The organism is Halococcus thailandensis JCM 13552 (genome assembly GCF_000336715.1).
GTDB lineage: Archaea > Halobacteriota > Halobacteria > Halobacteriales > Halococcaceae > Halococcus > Halococcus thailandensis.
This window is the reverse complement of sequence record NZ_AOMF01000158.1, coordinates 1-17,579: the sequence shown is the minus strand read 5'-3', so window position 1 is coordinate 17,579 and position 17,579 is coordinate 1. Positions and strand designations below refer to the sequence as shown.

19 protein-coding genes are annotated in these 17,579 nt (G+C 64.8%); 9 read left to right on the top strand and 10 right to left on the bottom strand.

The features are described from left to right. The first annotated feature begins 76 nt into the window (after window positions 1–76). Complete coding sequence (pyrH, locus tag C451_RS11655) at window positions 77–793, top strand: UMP kinase (RefSeq protein ID WP_007740781.1); 717 nt, start codon at window positions 77–79, stop codon at window positions 791–793. Continuing rightward, window positions 786–2,765 carry a lysine--tRNA ligase gene (gene lysS, locus C451_RS23785; protein ID WP_241431231.1) on the top strand — a complete coding sequence of 660 codons (1,980 nt, stop codon included), beginning with the start codon at window positions 786–788 and terminating at the stop codon, window positions 2,763–2,765. The genes pyrH and lysS overlap by 8 nt, the downstream gene beginning before the upstream one ends. Window positions 2,766–2,832: 67 nt before the next feature. Here the strand turns inward: lysS and C451_RS11645 are convergent, their stop codons facing one another. Both C451_RS11645 and C451_RS11640 read right to left on the bottom strand, forming a co-directional pair. Continuing rightward, on the bottom strand, window positions 2,833–3,225 hold the full coding sequence (locus C451_RS11645; RefSeq protein ID WP_007740776.1) for a PIN domain-containing protein: 393 nt from the start codon (window positions 3,223–3,225) through the stop codon (window positions 2,833–2,835). Next, window positions 3,222–3,473, bottom strand: coding sequence for an antitoxin VapB family protein (locus tag C451_RS11640; protein ID WP_007740775.1), 252 nt, complete (start codon window positions 3,471–3,473; stop codon window positions 3,222–3,224). The genes C451_RS11645 and C451_RS11640 overlap by 4 nt, the downstream gene beginning before the upstream one ends. A 146-nt stretch (window positions 3,474–3,619) precedes the next feature. Between C451_RS11640 and C451_RS11635 the strand changes: the two genes are divergently transcribed. Next, a complete protein-coding gene (locus C451_RS11635; RefSeq protein ID WP_007740774.1) occupies window positions 3,620–5,383 on the top strand; it encodes a site-2 protease family protein in 1,764 nt (587 codons plus the stop codon). Window positions 5,384–5,425: 42 nt separating this feature from the next. Next, complete coding sequence (locus C451_RS11630; protein WP_007740773.1) at window positions 5,426–5,863, top strand: universal stress protein; 438 nt, start codon at window positions 5,426–5,428, stop codon at window positions 5,861–5,863. Between the two features lie 22 nt (window positions 5,864–5,885). Here C451_RS11630 and C451_RS11625 read toward each other — a convergent pair whose 3' ends face one another. From C451_RS11625 to C451_RS11595, 7 genes are all read right to left on the bottom strand, one after another. Beyond that, window positions 5,886–6,398, bottom strand: coding sequence for an HPP family protein (locus C451_RS11625; protein WP_007740772.1), 513 nt, complete (start codon window positions 6,396–6,398; stop codon window positions 5,886–5,888). Between the two features lie 45 nt (window positions 6,399–6,443). Next, complete coding sequence (locus tag C451_RS11620; protein WP_007740771.1) at window positions 6,444–6,887, bottom strand: universal stress protein; 444 nt, start codon at window positions 6,885–6,887, stop codon at window positions 6,444–6,446. 48 nt (window positions 6,888–6,935) lie between these two features. Beyond that, the gene (locus tag C451_RS11615) at window positions 6,936–8,861 is read right to left on the bottom strand and encodes a chloride channel protein (RefSeq protein WP_007740764.1); all 1,926 of its coding nucleotides are present in this window, start codon (window positions 8,859–8,861) and stop codon (window positions 6,936–6,938) included. 88 nt (window positions 8,862–8,949) lie between these two features. Beyond that, complete coding sequence (locus C451_RS11610) at window positions 8,950–10,239, bottom strand: TIGR00341 family protein (protein ID WP_049913092.1); 1,290 nt, start codon at window positions 10,237–10,239, stop codon at window positions 8,950–8,952. A gap of 80 nt (window positions 10,240–10,319) precedes the next feature. Continuing rightward, a complete protein-coding gene (locus C451_RS11605) occupies window positions 10,320–11,186 on the bottom strand; it encodes a formate/nitrite transporter family protein (RefSeq protein ID WP_007740761.1) in 867 nt (288 codons plus the stop codon). A 21-nt stretch (window positions 11,187–11,207) separates the two neighbouring features. Continuing rightward, window positions 11,208–12,287, bottom strand: coding sequence for a hypothetical protein (locus C451_RS11600; RefSeq protein WP_049913094.1), 1,080 nt, complete (start codon window positions 12,285–12,287; stop codon window positions 11,208–11,210). A gap of 49 nt (window positions 12,288–12,336) precedes the next feature. Next, window positions 12,337–12,732, bottom strand: a complete 396-nt coding sequence (locus C451_RS11595) for a hypothetical protein (protein WP_007740751.1) — start codon at window positions 12,730–12,732, stop codon at window positions 12,337–12,339. A 256-nt stretch (window positions 12,733–12,988) separates the two neighbouring features. Between C451_RS11595 and C451_RS11590 the strand changes: the two genes are divergently transcribed. The 3 genes from C451_RS11590 to C451_RS11580 all read left to right on the top strand — a co-directional run bounded on the left by C451_RS11590 (window position 12,989) and on the right by C451_RS11580 (window position 15,902). After that, the gene (locus tag C451_RS11590) at window positions 12,989–14,452 is read left to right on the top strand and encodes a heme-binding protein (protein WP_007740749.1); all 1,464 of its coding nucleotides are present in this window, start codon (window positions 12,989–12,991) and stop codon (window positions 14,450–14,452) included. A gap of 68 nt (window positions 14,453–14,520) precedes the next feature. Continuing rightward, window positions 14,521–15,468: an A24 family peptidase gene (locus C451_RS11585; RefSeq protein WP_007740745.1), complete on the top strand. Its 948-nt coding sequence runs from the start codon at window positions 14,521–14,523 to the stop codon at window positions 15,466–15,468. A 38-nt stretch (window positions 15,469–15,506) separates the two neighbouring features. After that, entirely contained in the window at window positions 15,507–15,902 is a 396-nt protein-coding gene (locus tag C451_RS11580) for a sterol desaturase (RefSeq protein WP_152420458.1), read from the top strand. Between the two features lie 5 nt (window positions 15,903–15,907). On the opposite strand, the gene C451_RS11575 is transcribed toward C451_RS11580, so the two are convergent. After that, entirely contained in the window at window positions 15,908–16,513 is a 606-nt protein-coding gene (locus C451_RS11575; protein ID WP_007740742.1) for a hypothetical protein, read from the bottom strand. 84 nt (window positions 16,514–16,597) lie between these two features. Between C451_RS11575 and C451_RS11570 the strand changes: the two genes are divergently transcribed. Continuing rightward, window positions 16,598–16,825, top strand: a complete 228-nt coding sequence (locus tag C451_RS11570; RefSeq protein ID WP_007740741.1) for a hypothetical protein — start codon at window positions 16,598–16,600, stop codon at window positions 16,823–16,825. A 15-nt stretch (window positions 16,826–16,840) separates the two neighbouring features. Next, entirely contained in the window at window positions 16,841–17,527 is a 687-nt protein-coding gene (locus C451_RS11565) for a DUF5828 family protein (protein ID WP_007740740.1), read from the top strand. Window positions 17,528–17,579: the final 52 nt, after the last annotated feature.

Sequence of the window (17,579 nt, the reverse complement as noted above, 5' to 3'; positions counted from 1 at the left end):
GAGCACGGCTGGCGGTCGTTTGTACTCTTCGCCGCTGTTGATAACCCTTAAGAGTGCGTCCGGGCAACCGCCGGCAATGAAAATCATCGTTTCCCTCGGTGGGAGCGTGCTCGCGCCCCGAGACCCCGACCGCGTGGGCGCACACGCCACCGTCATCGAGGGGCTCGCCGAGGAGGGTCACACGGTCGGAGCGGTCGTCGGCGGCGGCACGGTCGCCAGGGAGTATATCCACACCGCACGCGAGCTCGGGGCCAACGAGATCGAACTCGACCAGCTCGGCGTCGACACGACCCGTCTCAACGCACGGCTGCTCATCGCGGCGCTGTCCGAGCGGGCGGCGACCCGACCGGCGCGCGATTACGAGACCGCGGGTGCGGCGCTCCGCCGCGGCGAGATCGCCGTCATGGGCGGTGTCACGCCGGGACAGACGACCGACGCCGTGAGCGCGGCGCTCGCCGAATACGTCAACGCCGACCTGCTCGTGTACGCGACGAGTGTCCCCGGCGTCTTCGACGCCGACCCCGATGAAAACCCCGAAGCACAGCGCTTCGAGCGTCTCTCGGCCGGCGAGCTCGTCGACGTGATCGCCGACATCGAGATGACCGCTGGCTCCTCCGCACCGGTGGACCTGCTCGCGGCGAAGATCATCGAGCGCTCGGGCGTCAGAACGGTGGTTCTCGACGGCACCGACCCCGAGCGTGTCGAACGCGTCGTCAACACCGGCGAGCACCACGGCACCGACATCGTGCCCGCCGAGAGCGACGAGCCGACCTACTGGGCGATGAATGACTGACGACCCGTACATCCTCGCCGGCTCGCAGTCACGCGATTTCTGGGCCGAATCCGTCGCCGACGTGATCGACGAGCGCAAGACCGACGACCCGATCGTCATCAAGGGCGGCATCTCGCCGTCGGGCGTCCCCCATCTCGGCAACATGAACGAGATCGCACGCGGCTACTTCGTCGCCGAGGCTCTCCGCGAGCGGGGCCGGACGGTCCGACAGATCTTCACCGCCGACGATCGCGATCCGCTCCGGAAGGTGCCCCGCAAGCTCGCCGACCTCGACGGTAACGTCGTCGGGCTCGGCGAGGTCGACGCCGGCGCGCTCGGCCGCAACCTCGGCAAGCCCTACACCGCGATCCCCGATCCCTTCGGCTGCTGTGAGTCGTACGGCGCACATTTCTCGAATCTGATCGAGCGGAGCGCCGAACTGCTCGATATCCCCGTCGAGACCGTCTCGAACACCGAACGCTACGAATCCGGTGCGTTCGACGACGTCATTCACCACTTGCTCGAACACCGCGAGCAGGCACGGAACGTGCTCGCACAGTATCAGGAGAAGGTCGACGACGACTACATCCCCTTCCGCCCGATCTGCGCCGAGTGTGGCCACGTCACGGAGACGGACGCCGTCAAAAGTGTGGATCTCGACGCCGGCACCGTCGACTACGTCTGTTCCGACGTCGAGGCCGGCGAGCAAACGATCGAGGGCTGTGGCCACGAGGGGACCGCCACTTTCCAAGAAGGAAAACTCCCGTGGCGCTTCGAGTGGCCCGCCCAGTGGCAGGTGCTCGACGTCGATTTCGAACCGTTCGGCAAGGACCACGCCGAGGGCTCGTGGCCGAGCGGCGCGGACATCACCCGGACCGTCCTCGACGACACCCCGCCGGTGCCGATGGCCTACGAGTGGTTCACGCTCGACGGCGAGCCGTTCTCGTCGTCGGCCGGCCACGTCATCATGGTTCAGGACGTTCTAGAGATGGTCGAACCAGAGGTGTTGCGTTACTTCTTCACAAAGGACCCGGGTAGAGCGCGGGACTTCAGCATTAACTATTTGAATGAGCTAGTAACAGAATTTGATGAATTCGAACAGACATACTTTCAGGAACTAAAGCCAGGATACAAGATGGAAGGAGAAGCGAAAGCTGCATATCCTTCAATAATAGCCCCGATAAGTGACAGTTCAGAGTTGAAGCGGGAATTTTTGCATTCAAATCTGGCTATGAATTTTGGAGATGATATTGAATTGAACCAACATTCAAGATACAAATCAAATGAATTTGATAGTAAAATATCGATTACATCAGAGAATATTGAAGATGTGAATATTGGTTCACAGATAGATATTTTGGATATTCATGATCGTATCAAAGAGAGCCTCAAAAGAGACAGAATAGCCAAATTAAACGAGCCATTTGGTCAATCGACCAGGGCCAACTTAAGGACTCATCAAAGCAAATGGTGGGATGATAGAAACTTGAGAAGAGTTCGGAGACGAGTAATAGATAAATTGATATCATCACGTATTCGGCTCCCATATACATTTGCAGCTATATTGGGAATGACTGAAGATTCTGATTTGCGTGAGTCAATGGCTCGTCGTGAAGGGCACATCCCAGAGGATGCACCAAGATGGGCTGTTGAGAACGCTCTAGCACGCGTTGAGTACGCCCGAACGTGGGCCAAACGCACCAACAATGCCTACAACTACCGCCTCGTGACCGATCTCCCCGACGCGGAATTCGACGACGATACCGGGCGGGCGCTCGACGAACTGGCTGACGTCGTCGAGGCGGGCCACGGCGGCGAGGCGATCCAGAGCGAGATCTTCGAGACTGCCCGCGAGCACGACCTCGATCCGGGCGATCTCTTCACCGCTGGCTACCGACTGTTCTTCGACACCGATCAGGGGCCGAAGCTCGGGCCGTTTCTCGCGGAACTCGACCGCGAGTTCGTCGTGCGACGGTTGCGACGCGAGGGCTGATCGTTTCGGAGCGGACAACGCGCAATCGATCGGTGGTCACCGCGTCAGGAGACTGACGTGGAGTGGGTCAGTATTCCACGGTCTCGACGATTTTCGTCGTTCCGTCGTGCGTGAGATCGCCGTCGCCGGAAACGACAGGGGCACCGAGTTCGCGGCCTACCGCGGCGACGAGCGCATCGACAGCCGTGAGGTTCGGTCCCTGTGGACCGATTTCGTCGGCGATCTCCGCGGCCACGAGAGCCATCGCCGCGGTGATATCGACCACCTCGCACCACGCGAGTTCCGCGCGTGCCGCCGCGATGTCCGTGTCACCGTTGCTGTGGACCGTTCCGAGGAGATACTCCGTATAGACGGGAGCCGGCAGGAGGAATCGTTCGTCCTCGTGGTTGGCAAGGAATTCACCGGTAGTGTCGACTCCATCACCATAGTCGATGAGAAAGGACGTGTCGAGGACGATCATTCGTCGCTGCGGCTCTCGGCGATGCGTTCGATGCGCTCCGTAGATCGGGTGCGTCCCCGGTCGTGAACCTCCCGAATTCGTTCCCCACGATCGGTGCCCTCGAACGCACCGAAACCCGCGAATACGTCACGATCGTCCGATAGCAGTCGTTCGAGGACCTCGTTGAACGATTCACCCTCCCGTCGCCGGTGTTCGAGCTCGTTCTTCACCGTGGCACTAACCCGGATCTGCTCGTCGGCGGTACTCATTCTGCGTTGACGTTGGCGTCGACACGACATGTATCTTCGGCCGGGAACGCTGTAGGAAGTCGAATACCGTCGATCCTGCTGGCCGACCGCGATCGATAACGAACCGGACCCAAACCCTCATCACTGCTCATCACGGAAAAGTGCCAATGGCGAGCACGTTGCTGTGGGTTCTCTCGGGAGTGCTTCTCTACAGCGTCGTGGCGACGGCGCTATCGGCACGGGGAATCCTCCCCGACTGGGCCCGGGTTTCGGGACCCATCACGACACTACATACGGAGCGCGGAAAGGCCGTCCTCGACTGGCTCGCACGCCCGAAACGGTTCTGGCGGGCGTGGGCGAACGTCGGCCTCGGCATCACGCTCGTCGTGATGGTCGGCTCGTTCGTCCTCGTCATCTTCAGCGCCGTCACGATCCTCAACCAGCCCTCATCGACGATCATCACCGAGCCACAGGACGCGCTGGTCATCCCCGGCGTCAACCAGTTCCTCCCGCTCTCGGTCGCCCCGGAGATCGTCTTCGGACTGCTCGTCGGGCTGGTCGTCCACGAGGGCGGCCACGGCCTGCTCTGTCGGGTCGAGAACATCAGCATCTCCTCGATGGGGCTCGCGCTGATCACGCTGATCCCGGTCGGCGCGTTCGTCGAACCCGACGAGGAGGAACAGCGCAACGCCGAGCGCGGTCCGCAGACGCGGATGTTCGCCGCCGGCGTCACCAACAACTTCGCCATCACCGTCATCGCCTTCGCGCTCCTCTTCGGCCCGGTCGTCGGCTCGATCGGCGTCGTGCCGGGCGTCCACGTCGGCGGGGCACTACCGGGCACGCCGGCCGCCGATGCGGGCATCGGCGAGGGGAGCGTCATCACGGGCGTGGCGGGCCAGAACGTGACGAACGCGAGCGAACTCGATCACGCACTCGTCGACGCGAATCGCACCGTCCCGGTCTCGCTGTCGAACGGCACCACGACGACCGTCGAGCGCTCGCTGGTCGTCACCAGCGCCATCAAAGACGGACCGATCGGGCTCGGTACGGGTGCGACGATCACGGCGGTCAATGGCTCGTCAACCCACACTGAGAACGCGTTCACCGCGGCGCTCGAAAACCGTTCCGTGGCGACGCTGCGGACCGACAACGGCTCCACGACGACCGCACCGATGGGTGCGTACGCGAGCCAGATCACGCCCGACGGACCGCTGGCGAACGCGACCGGCGAGGGCGGCGAGTCGGTCGTCGTAACCCGATTCGACGGCGAACGCACCCCGAACACGTCCGCGCTGTCCGAGATGCTCTCGCAAACGAACCCTGGTGAGACGGTGCGTGTCGAGGCGTTCGTCGGCGGCGAACGCACGACCCAGCGGGTCACGCTCGGTGAGAACACACAGACCGGCGGCGGGCTAGTGGGCGTGACTGGTCTCCAGTCGGGCACCACCGGGATCGCGGTCGACGACTTCGGAATCGACGCCTATCCGGCCGCCGGCTTCCTGACACTGCTCGGCGGCGAGGGTGGAGCCGGCGGCTCGGCGCTGTTGGGGATAATTCCCATGCTCGTCCTGCCGTTCGCGAGCGTCGCCGCACCCGGCGTGAGCTACAACTTCGCCGGCTTCGTCGGCTCGAACCTCGACTTCTACACCGCGACCGGCCCGCTCGGCTTCCTCGGCGGCGGCGTGTTCGTGCTGGCGAACGTACTGTTCTGGACCGGCTGGATCAACCTCAATCTCGGCTTCTTCAACTGCGTCCCGACGTTCCCGCTCGACGGCGGACACATCCTCCGGACGAGCACCGAAGCCGTCGTCTCGCGGCTCCCCATCGGCAGTCGGCGATCGCTCACCGGCGCGGTGACGACCGCGGTGAGCCTGACGATGCTCGCAGCGCTCGTGTTGATGGTGTTCGGTCCGTCGCTGCTATCGGGCTGATACCGCCGCCAGCGTTTTCACCCCGGACTGACGAGCGTGATCATGTACGATCACGTACTGTTGCCGACCGACGGAAGTGAAGCGGCGATGGATGCCGAAAACGAGGCGTTCGAGATCACGACCACCAACGACGCGACGCTGCACGTGCTCTTCGTCGTCGACGAGACGGCCGGACCGCTGAACGTCCGCGGTGGCGACGAGCGCTTCGAAGAGGCCGAATCGGAAGGCGAGGAGACGGTGTCGGAGATCGTCGATCGTGCGACAGAGGCGGGCGTCGAGGACGTCACCGACGTCGTTCGACGGGGCGTGCCACACGAGGAGATCCTCGACTACGCCGACGAGTACTGCGATCTCGTCGTCATGGGAACCCGTGGTCGCAGCGGGCTCGACCGACAGCTCCTCGGTAGCGTGACCGAGAAGGTCGTTCGGCGGTCGAACCCCTCGGTCCTGACGGTGCGCGTGGGCAGCGAGGGGACCTGAACATTGCGGATACGGGCGGTGCTCACTCGTCCTGCTGGTAAGGAAGACTCCAGATCGGCCCGCGCTTGCCGAGAATTTCGTGTAACTCGACCATCACCAGCACCGCCAGCATGAACACGCCGACGCCCCGCGGAGAGGTGAGATAGCCAAGCGAGACGATGAGCGTCGTCGCGTACGCCGGCGGATGTTGGACGTCGGCGAGATACATGCCGAACGTCGAGAGAAGGGCGGCGACGAAACTCGACACGACCTGTCTGAACACTTCGAGCGAGAGCGCCGGACTCGCCGTCGGATCGATGCCGCCGACGATCAGGTGAAAGGCGACGAAGCCGGCCACCGCGCCGATGAACTGGCCGCCGATGATCCGCCGTGGATAGTTCATCTCGTCGTCGGGCAACGTTCCGAGGAGGAACAGCGACGGCCCGAGACTCGGGATCAGAAACGGCTGTCCGGTGACGAACGACAGAAGTCCGAGGACGAAGAGATGAAAGCCGAGATAGGTGCCGACCCCGCCACCAAGAGGATACCGAGCCATGGCCGTCGTTGGAACCCATGACGGATAAGACGGCCGTTTATCGGTTTATCCGCCGGTCATGGCACGCGAAACGACGAGGACCGGCCGGTCGCTCAGCCGCACGACCCGTTCGGTGACGCTCCCGAAGACGAACCGGCTCACGCCCGACCGGCCACGCGAACTCATCACGAGGAGATCGATCCCGTTGTCGTCGGCGTAGTCGAGGATTCCCTCGTGAGGAAGTCCCTCATTGACCGCGGTTTCGATGGTAAGTCCACGCTCCTCGCCGCGCGTTGCGATGGTACCGACCGCCTCCTCACCCATCGTTCGCAGCTCCGAAACGGTGTCTTGGGCATCGACGCCCATCAGCCCGGCTCCGCCGTGCGTGTCGTCGACGACGTACAGCGCGTGGATCGTCGCATCGTACGTGGCGGCGAGATCGAACGCATGCTCGATCGCGGTCTCGACCGCCTCGCTGCCGTCGGTCGGGATGAGGATCTCGTCATACATGGCGCTCCCTACGGCACGGAGCCACGAAAAACAGGGGGTCGAAAGGGATTACAGCGGGCCACGACCGAAATCGAGCTTTCCCGTCTCGCGAACCTGCTCGTCCTCGAGCTGTCGCATCGCCGACGCCATCAGGTTCTGCGAGTCGACCAGCCCGAGGAGACCGCCGCTGTCACGGTCGACGATCGGGAGCTGTTCGAGATCGTTCGAGGACATCCGGACGGCGACCTCGAACAGCTGTTCGTCCGGGTGGCCGGTGACGACATCGGTCGTCCCGGCTTCGGCGACGGTGATGTCCGCGCCGTCGTTGGCGCTCGCCCGAAGCAGGTCGCCATAAGTGACGATCCCCACGAGACCCTCGTCGGGATCGACGATCGGGAGCCCCTCGTGAAGCGTCAGTGCGGATGTCCGGCCGGGCGTCGACCCCGACTCGCCCGGTTCGTCGAGAGCATCCGGCTGGCTACCGTTGGTCTCGGGAGTGAAACGGGCGACGGATGGCTCGTCGCTGGTGAGTTCGTTCACCAGTTCGTCAACGGTCACGTCGGGGCGGATCGTCACCGGTCGCTCGTCCATGATCTCGGCGACGGTGAAGCGCTTCAGCGGATCGACCTCATACTCCTGGTAGATATCGATCCCGCGCCGGGTGAGCTCCTCGGTCATCAGGGAGTTGCGGAGATAGATCGAAGCTACGCCGTCGGCGACGACCGCGACGAGAAACACCGGCAGAATGGCCGCGAACTGTTGGGTCACTTCAACAGTGAAGAGCACGAGCGCGAACGTCGCGCCGCCGGCGACGCCGAACAGGGTTCCCAGACCGGTGAGCGCGAACAGCCCGACCGGCAGCGTCACGCCGGGAACGAGCGCATTCACCGCGAGCGCGAACGCGCCGCCGATGCCGGCTCCGATGACGAACATCGGCGCGAGAAAGCCACCCGACGTGCGCGTCCCGAGCGTCACGGAGACGCCGATCGCCTTTCCGATCACGACCAACAGGAGCAGCCCGATGGAAAGCTCGTTCTGGAGGATTTCGCTCGTGACTTCGTAGCCGACGCCGAGCACACGCGGGACGAACAGCCCCATCACGCCGAGGATGAGACCGCCGATCGCTGGCAGGAGCACGTTCCCGACCGGGAACCGGTGGAACAGGTCTTCGACCGCGAAATAGCCGCGCTTGAAGGCGACGGTCGCCAGCCCCAGGATGACGCCGAGCACCAGCAAAAACGGCAGATTCGGAAGCAGCTGGTAGCTCAGGTCGCCGATCCGGAGGAGTGGCTCCGTGCCGAGGAGCTGGCGACGAACGGCAGTTGCGATGACGCTGGCGACGCTCAGCGGGACGAACGACCGCATCCGGAACTCGAACAGCAGCAGTTCGATGGCAATCAGCACACCCGCGATCGGCGTGTTGAACGTCGCGGCCATCCCCGCCGCCGCGCCGCAGGCCAGCAGCACCTTTCGCTCGGCCACCGTCGTGGGGATGTACTGGCCGATGACCGATCCCATCGTCCCACCGGTCTGGATGATCGGACCCTCGACGCCGAACGGCGCGCCCGTCCCGATGGCGATGGCGGCCGAGATCGGCTTTAGCAGCATGACGCGGGGTTCGACCTCGCTGTCGTTGTCCCAGACCGCCTCCATCGCCTCGGGGATGCCGTGACCGCGGATCCGCGGCGTCCCGTATTTCGCCAGTAGTCCGACGATCAGCCCGCCGATCGCCGGGATCAGGACGACCCAGATCGGGAGTCCCGCGTTCGGCGGCGTGACGAACTCGAAGGCGATCCGCCGATAGAAGAAGAGGTTCGTCAGCAAGCCGATGAAATGGTAGATGAGAAACGCGATGATGCCGGCCAGAAGCCCGATGATCCCGGCGAGCACGGCGATCGTCCCGAGTCGATAGTTGGAGCCGGGGTCGATCGGCGTGCGATCCTCAGTTCGCTCGTCGAACGAGATAGTTCCGGACGTCTCCGCGTTGTCTGCCATCGCTCGTCGCCTCGTCACCGACGACGATGCTTCACTCTTGGTATTCAATCACGAATTCCGGAGCAGTCAGTGACCGTCGACCCTCCCTCTAGCCGGCCCGCTGGTATTCGACGAACCGCACCTCGACGGAGACATCTCTGTTCGTCTCGGCGGCGATATGCCGTCTGAGTCGTTCGGAGAGTCGAGGATAAGGCTCGCCAGTAGTGCGTGCGGCGACGACGGTGACGGAGCCCTCCTCTCCAAACAGGCCCGCAGCACCGAACTCGGCCGAGGCGGATGCGAGTTCGAGGTTCGAGTAGTCGGGGTTATCGAGCACCTCGTCGACATTCCGGTTGACTGCCTGATCGAACAGGAAATACTGGTAGGTACTAACCAGCATTGCGACCACGAGGACGGCGAGGCCGATGGCCACCAGTACCGAAACGATCCGTCGTGGCGAGAACGAGAGCCACGCCCGCAGGCTGCTGATCTCGGATGGCCGGTAGCCGAAGCCGAGGAGAGCGACGAGCGCCGAGAGATTGATGAACACGACGTTGACCAGCAGCAACGCGAGCGCACCGAGCGCCAGCACCGGTTCGACCCAGACGACGCCGATCCCCACCGCAGCAGCGGCCGGAACGACCGCCGCGGCGACCGCGACGCCGGCGATCGTCACCGGGAGATCGGTCGAGAGTGCGAGCGCACCCGCAGCCCCGGCGACGACGGCGATAGTGAGCGTCAGTAGCGTCGGCGTCGTGAACGATCCGACCTGTGTGATCCGCCCGACGGCGAGCGTCGACGGCACGAGATGGCCCCATCGAAAGACGGCGGCCGCGACGGTGGCGCTGATGGTGGCGACGACGAGCCCGAGGAACTGTGATCGGAGGCTCTTGGCTGTCGACTGTCCATCGTCGCTCACCAACCCGACGCTCGTCGACAGCGAGGAGCCGGCGAACGGTGCGACCACCATCGCGCCGACGGTAACGATAGCGGAGTCGAGCAGGAGCCCGGCAGTGGCGAGGATCGCACTCAGTGCGGCGAAGACCACGAACATCGTCGTCTCGGGCGTGAGCTCTTGGGCCTTCGTCCGGAGTTCGGCGTGCGACAGCCCGATCTCGTCCTCGGGACCCTGCGTGTAGCGGCCCTCCAGCTCGTCGAAATGTGGCGTCGTGGCGGTCTCGACGTCGGTGACGATCGTGAACGCGTCGTCGGCGAGACCCGCCTCCGAGAGTCGGTCGAGCATCTCCTCGACCGCGCCTGCAGGCGTGGGGAAGTAGACGATGGAGGCGTCGTTGCCCGCCGCCTCGTCGACGATGACGTAATCGGCGTCCGCGTCATCGAGCGTATCGAGCACGTCATCTAGTGAATCGTCTCTGACACGAATTTGTATGAGCCGCATCGAGCTATTCTGTGGGTCTCAAGCGCAGCTATATACGGATTCCGTAATCGTCACGAGCCCTATTTGTATTCATACTGTCACTACTTGCCGAGACTCTCGGGATCGACGTCGACGTCGCCGGGTTCGCCGGCTTTGATCGCCTGGCCGTAGTTGAGCAGCGCGACGAACACCGTCCCGCCGACGGCGTTGCCAACCGTGGTCCAGAGCAGGAAGTGGACGAACTGGGCGATCGAAACACCCTGCCCACGGAACATCGCCGAGAGCAGCTCCGTCGTGCCGAGAAGCGCGTGGTGGAACGGCCCGAATCCGATGACACCGGTGATCATCCAGATCAGCACGACTTGACCGATGGTGTCGCGGCCAGCGGCAACGAGCCACGTCGCCAGCCCCATGAGCCAGCCCGCGATGACGCCGCTCAGGAGGATCGCCCACCACGGCAGCGGCAGCAACGCGGCGGCGAGCATCCCGGCCGCTGCAGGCGTGACGATTCCGAGCGGCGGCCCGGCGACGGCGATGAAGCCGGCGAACACCGCACAGCCGATCAGATTGCCGACGAGAACGACGGTCCAGAGTTCGCCGAGTTCGCGGATCGAGGCGCGCCGATCCATGACGGGTAGTACGCCGAGGGTGGTGTGGGCGGTGAACAGCTCCGTCTGGCCGATGATGACGATGACGAAGCCGACCGTCGAGACGTTCGCGAGGACGAACCGCGTCACGAACGACGAGTCGAACCCACCGGAGAACGTCAGCGCCATCCCCATCAGCAGGGCCCCGAAGCTCACGTTGAGACCCGCCGCGATCGCCGAGACGAACAGCCCGCTCGCTGGCCGACGGATCTGTTTGAGCGCGTTTTCGAGCTCGCGGCCCAATATCTGGCGGGCGGCGAGGGTCGGTTCGGGCGAGCTATCCTCGTCGGTGGTGTCGTCCTCGGTCACGTCACCCGACACCCTCGTTCGGTCGCCGTCGGATCATTTGTCCCCCTCTTTGACCTCGGAGAGTTCGTCGTAGCGTGCCGATTCGAGCTGGTCGGTCTCCCGGAGCACGAACGGGCCGATCGCCAGCGTTCGTTTGATCACCGTGAGCACGCGCATCACGTAGGCAAGCACTACCGCGAACGGCGAGAGGGTGAGCACGTACATCGCGCTGGCGAACAGGAAGGAAGCGTCGATGCCGAACAGGGTGGTGCCGAACAGTCGCGCAGTGTCGAAGGAGAGCATCATGTACGCGGCGATCGCCAGCGCCGGCATCGCACCGTAGAGGACGCCCCGCGAGATGTTGATGATCTCCCACTGCACGTAGAGCGTCTTGAAGTGCTCGCGTGCCGGGCCGAAAAAGCGCAGCGCATCGATGAGCTCGTCGAAGCTCTCGTCGGCCTCCTCGGAGAGCGAATCGGCGTATTTCGCCCGGAGGTTGCGCGCCGCGTGGATCTTCCACGAGTAGTTGTAGTTGATCACCGGCAACAGGACGTCGAACGAGCCGAAATCGGTGCCCTTCAGCTCGTCCGTGACCGATTGGCTGTGTTCCAAAAGCCCGTCGGCGTAGCTCGCGATCTCCTGGAGGTCGTCGTTGCCGTCGGTGACGGTCTCCTTGAGACGGCGTGCGCGCTGATCGGCCGATTCGATGAGGACCCGCAGGAACCGGGACGGTTCGGCCGGACTCGCCATGATCCCCGTCCGTTCCTCGACGTCGCTGCGGAACTCGGTCACGTTTCGCATCTGTTCGCGCTGCGTGCCGAGCGTGTCGATCTCCTCGGAGAGCACGAACTGCGAGATCGAGAGCACGAGCGTGATGCTTGTAATGAGCGCGATGATGACCGACGAGAACAGCGACGTCACGGCGCTCGTCGTCACGAGCTTGCGCACCGAACTCGGCCCAAACACGTGGAGGACGACGAGGGTCACGTACGCCAACAGCAGGAAAAATACCGTGACGAGCCATCTGTTCGCCGTGATGAGAAACCAGATCTTCCCCCGGCTCTCTCCGACGCGCTCGCGCATCGTGTCGGCCGGTCGCGTAATGCTGTCGGCGTCGGTCGTCGAATCACTCATCGGCGATTCCTCCACGCTTCGGGCGAGGCCAACTGTGTCGAGCGGACGTTCATAGCAGTTCGTTGCCGCCGGTCGTCACGTTCAGTTTCTCGATCGTGGTGCCGTTGACTGCGTCGCTGGCGACAAGCGTGGCGTTCTCGCTTGCCGGCAGTTCGAGATGGACGATCGTCTGACCGGGATCGATCTCCGCCGTCGAAAAGCTCGTCCCACTCGCCGCGATGACGGTGATCTTCGAGACGTTGCCCGCCGACGGCGAGGAGGTAAGGGTCGCTTTCGCCCGGACCCGCTGGCTCGACCACGATTCGCTCGGCGCGACCCGCTCGAAGACCGCCGAATCGTTCGTGTCGGCCGTGACGGTCGGATCGAGGGTGAGACAGCCGCCGAGCGCCAGGCTACAGACTACGATCGTCGCCACGAAACAGCGCTGTAGGGACCGCTCGTTCATGAATCCCTCCTGATCGATACGGTCGCCGGTGCGCCCGGCTCAGCCGGTGAGATGGTCGACGTTGGATGCTTCATAGTTCAGAGGTGCGAGAGGATTGGCTCACATGGGTATAGCGAGCATGGCATGTAATAGTGTCTGCTTTCGCATGCCGGGAGGCCCGACGATACGGCCACCTCGCGCATCCGGCAGCATCGCCGAGGTTCCCGGCCCGCGGCGAACGCGCAAGACCCTTGTTCGACTCGCTCGAATCGCCGACATGAGTCGACGAGAGCCACCGCAGACGGAGGAAGGCTGGTACGTGCTCCACGACTTCCGGACCATCGACTGGGACGGCTGGCGGGCGGCCCCCGAGCGCGAGCGCGAGCGCGCCATCGAGGAGGGCATCGACTATCTCCGCGATCACGAGGCACTCACGGACGCCGAGGCCGGCGGATCGGCCGTCTTCAGCGTGCTCGGCCACGAAGCCGATCTCATGCTCCTCCACCTCCGACCGTCGATCGCCGATCTCGACACCGCAGAGCGCCGGTTCGAACAGACGGCCTTCGCCGGGTTCACCGAGCAGACCGACTCCTATCTCTCCGTGACCGAGGTGTCGGGCTACATGTCACGGGAGTATTTCGAGGGCGAGGAGGTCGAGGACACGGGGATGGCCAACTACATCGAATCCCGGTTGAAGCCCGACATCCCCGACAGCGAGTACGTCTCCTTCTACCCGATGGACAAGCGCCGCGGGCCCGAGAACAACTGGTACGACCTCCCCTTCGACGAGCGCGCCGATCTGATGAGCGGCCACGGCGACATCGGGCGCGACTACGCGGGCAAGGTCACGCAGATCATCACCGGCTCCGTCGGCCTCGACGACTACGAGTGGGGCGTGACGCTGTTCGCCGACAACCCCGCACAGATCAAGAAACTGCTTTACGAGATGCGCTTCGATCCATCGAGTTCGCGCTTCGGCGAGTTCGGTCGCTTCCGGTTCGGTCGGCGGTTCCCGCCCGAGGATCTCGGCGCGGTGCTCGCCGGCGAACCGGTCCCGACCGGCGACGATCATCCCCACGCCGGTACGGACACGAGCCACGGCGAGGGAAGTCCACACGGCGATCACGGGGACGAAACGAGTGAGGACGAGAGCGAGACGGTCCGCGACGTGCTCGACGAGGAAGGGATCTACGCCGGCCAGCCCCACGGAGAGGACGTCCACGCGATGGTGCTCTACTCCGAGGCCAACCCCGACGAACTCGCCGACGACGTGTCGGGGCTGCGCGGCAACTTCGAGCACTACGATACCCACGTGAAAACCGCCGTCTACGGAAACCTCGACGGTGGAGAGTCGGCAGTCGTCAGCATCTGGGACACCGCGAGCGCGGCCGAGACGGCCGGCGGCTTCCTCTCCGATCTCCCGGGGATCGTCGCGCGCGGGCGCGGCGACGGCGACGACGGGTTCGGCACGATGGGGATGTTCTACACGACCAAACCCGACCAGCGCGAGGCGTTCGTCGAGCGGTTCGACACCGTCACCGATCTGCTCGCGGAGATGGACGGCCACGACGAGACCGACCTGCTCGTCAACCGCGAGAACGAGAACGACATGTTCATCGCCAGCCGGTGGCGCTCGCGCGAGGACGCGATGGCCTTCTTCCGCAGCGACGAGTTCCGCGAGACGGTCTCCTTCGGTCGCGAAGTGCTCGCCGATCGGCCCCGGCACGTGTTCCTCGCCTAATCGGACATCGCGGCCATCGCGGCCGAAACGGGCAAAGCGTTTTTGTACCGTCCCCGAGGCTCTGTGTCGTGAACGCGCTCCCGGATCTGCTGCGCCTGCTCTCGCTCCCGCTGTTCGGCTGGGCGGCCGTCCGTGACGTTCGGACCCGACGCGTCCCCAATCGGACGTGGCTGCCGCTGCTCGTGCTCGGGGCGGTGCTGCTGGCGTGGGACGTTGCGAACGTTCTTCGTGGCGCGGTGTCGGTCGATCCCGGGATGGTCGTGCTCCGACTCGCCATCAGTCTCGGCGTCGTCGCCCCGCTCGGCGTGCTCTTCTGGCGGGTCGGTGCGTTCGGCGGTGCCGACGCGAAGGCGCTCGCGACGCTCTGTCTGCTCTTTCCGTTCACACCGCTCTATCGACCGCTCGATTCGCTAGTGGTGCCGCTCGGCGAAACCAGCGGCGTCTTCTCACTGACGGTGCTGACGAACGCGGCGCTCGTCGGGGGAGCGGTGCCGTTCGTCCTGTTCGCCCGCAATGCACTCGCCGGACGCGTGGGTCTGGTCGGATTTCTCGGCCGTCCCGTCCGCTGGCGCGAGTTGCCGGAAACGCACGGACGACTCCTCGCGCGCGCGAACGGGCTCGAAGCGGGACTCGATCTCGACGCGCTGCGGATGTATCTCCGCTGGCGCGAGACGACGGTCGAAACGCTCCGGGCGAGCCCCGATCGCTCGCGCGACCCGGCGAGCCTCCCGGCGGAGCGACCCACGCCGGGTGACGGGGCCGTCGAACCGCTCACGGACGGGGGCGAGCGCGCCGATCCGTGGGGCGCGGCGGCGTTTCTCGATGCCGTCGAGGGCAGTGCGTACGGAACGACGCCGGCGCGCCTGCGGGCCGCACTCGACGCGCTCGTGCGCCGCGAGCACCTCTGGGTGACCCCCGCCATCCCGTTTCTCGTCCCGCTGTTCGTCGGGCTCTGTCTCGCACTCGTCTACGGCGACCTGCTGTACGCGGTGCTGGGCGTGTTCGGACTGTTCTGAGGGCAAACCCTATGCGTCAGCATATCGAAACGAGCGGCATGCAGCGGCGCTCGTGGGCCGTCGGTGGCTGTCTCGGTCTCGCGATCGGCTGTGCGACCTACGGCTGGCTCGTCGCCGATGCAGCGCTTGCGGCGACGCTCGCCGGAGTCTATACCGTCGCGATCGGACTCACGCTCGAACACCGCTCGGTCGTCCCGCTGGGGAGCGAACGGGCGGCGGGCTACGATCCATGGAGCGGCGCGTGGGCTGTCGTCGTCTCGCTCGCGGCGCTGTGCGGCGTGGGGTTCTGGCTCCCGCTCGCGCCGGGGCTCCGGCTCGCTCTCCAGTTGCTCGTGCTGGGCGTCGGGCTGGCCGCCCTCCAGTTCGGGATCGGGCTGGTCCGTTCGCTGCCCGCGGACGAACGACCCGAGGGCGAACAGGTGGGGGCGGACTGAGCGCGTCAGCCGAACAGGCCGGCGAGCCGTGCAGCCAGACCGCTCGATTCGGGTTCGTCGGATTCCCAGAGACGGAAGGCGACGGCGACCTCCGCGTTCTCGCTGGCGACCAGTTGCTCGGTATCGGGCGCGACGACGAGCAGGTTGATCTCGTAGTGGCCGTGATAGCCGTATTTGAGCAGCGTGCGGTCGCTGAAGCCGGCGACGAATTCGCGCACCTCGTCGGGAATTTGCGGGGCGACGAGGGCGAAAGTGAACTCCGTGCTGAAGTGTTCCTCGTCGGCGTCGATCTCCATACCGAGATCGTGGCCGAGCGCGACGAGCGCTTCGAGATCGGCCACGTTCACCCCGTCACAGCGGCGCGCGTACAGCCGCTCGACGGATTCGTGATGGCCGTACGAGAGCGCCGAGTGGAGGAACTGTTTGTGGTTTTCGAGCGTGAGCGTGCCGGAGAGTGCGAACGACTCGCCGTGAACCCGTCGGTCGGCGTCGAGATCGTAGTTGAACTGGAGACGCTCGGCGACGCGGGTCAGATACTCGTCGTCGAGGGCGGGCAGGTCGGGGTCCGCCTCGGGGGCGCTATCGCCGGCATCGTCGCCGCGAGGGCTCATATCGGCGTGAGGAGCGAGGCGAACAAAAGCACACGGTCGCTGCCACGCGAACGCTTAAGCAGTCGCTCGACATAGGAAGCGAGCATGGGTGGAACGGACCGCGAGACGTGCGGTCGGTGCGCCATGACGCCCGTGACCGAGATCACAGCGGAGGGAAAGAGCGACGACGAGCGCGCGGACGACGACCCGTTCGCCGGCGCGCGTATCGAGCTCTCGGAGGACGAACTCCGACGGGTCTCGCCATCGGCGTGGCTCGGTGGGGCGAAAGACCGGCTCGATGCGGTCGTGACGCGACTCACCTACGGACGATAGTCCAGAGATCAGTAGATGGAAGAGAGCATTTCAGGATTCAAGGAGCGTGGCGGGTGGAACGAGATCGTCGAACACGGAGAGCGGATCACGCACGCACTCGTGGAGTTCGATGCCGACGGCGAGGCGTTCGACGAGTGGGACGAGTGGCGGCCGAAGAACCACGAGCGCCTCGACGAGGACGTCAACGAGAAGACCGCCGAACAGGCCTCGATCGAGGAGGGCGAGGGCGAACGCGCCGGCAAACGACCGAACGAGGACCTGAAGAGCGCCGGCGAGAAGCTCTCACAATCCTACGAGAAGATCGACGATCCCGACGAGGCGGTCGATTCGTGGAGCGAATCGCTCGAGTACGTCGCGCGCGCGGCCGACTCGGCAGGGCGAAAGGCCATCCGCACCGTCGAGGACACGGTCTACAAGAACGTGATGACGCAGGTCGCACCCTACTACTTCGATAACGACCTCGTCAGCGCGAACCTCCAGCGGACGGGGAGCGCCCGCGACGGCGACTACGACGGCTACGTCTTCGAAGTCAACGTCAACGACGACGAGCTCAAAGAGCGGGTGAGCGAACGCCTCGGCGAGTACGAGGACCGCGTCGACCGCTGGCACGTCACGACGGAGAAACGGACAGAGGCGCTCGAAGCAGTCGAGGGCGGCGAGGTCGACGATCCCGACCCGGACACCGACTTCACGACGAACTAGGCTCGTCGTCGACCGCGACAGTCTCGGGTTCGGTCTCCGGCAGCCGATGGAC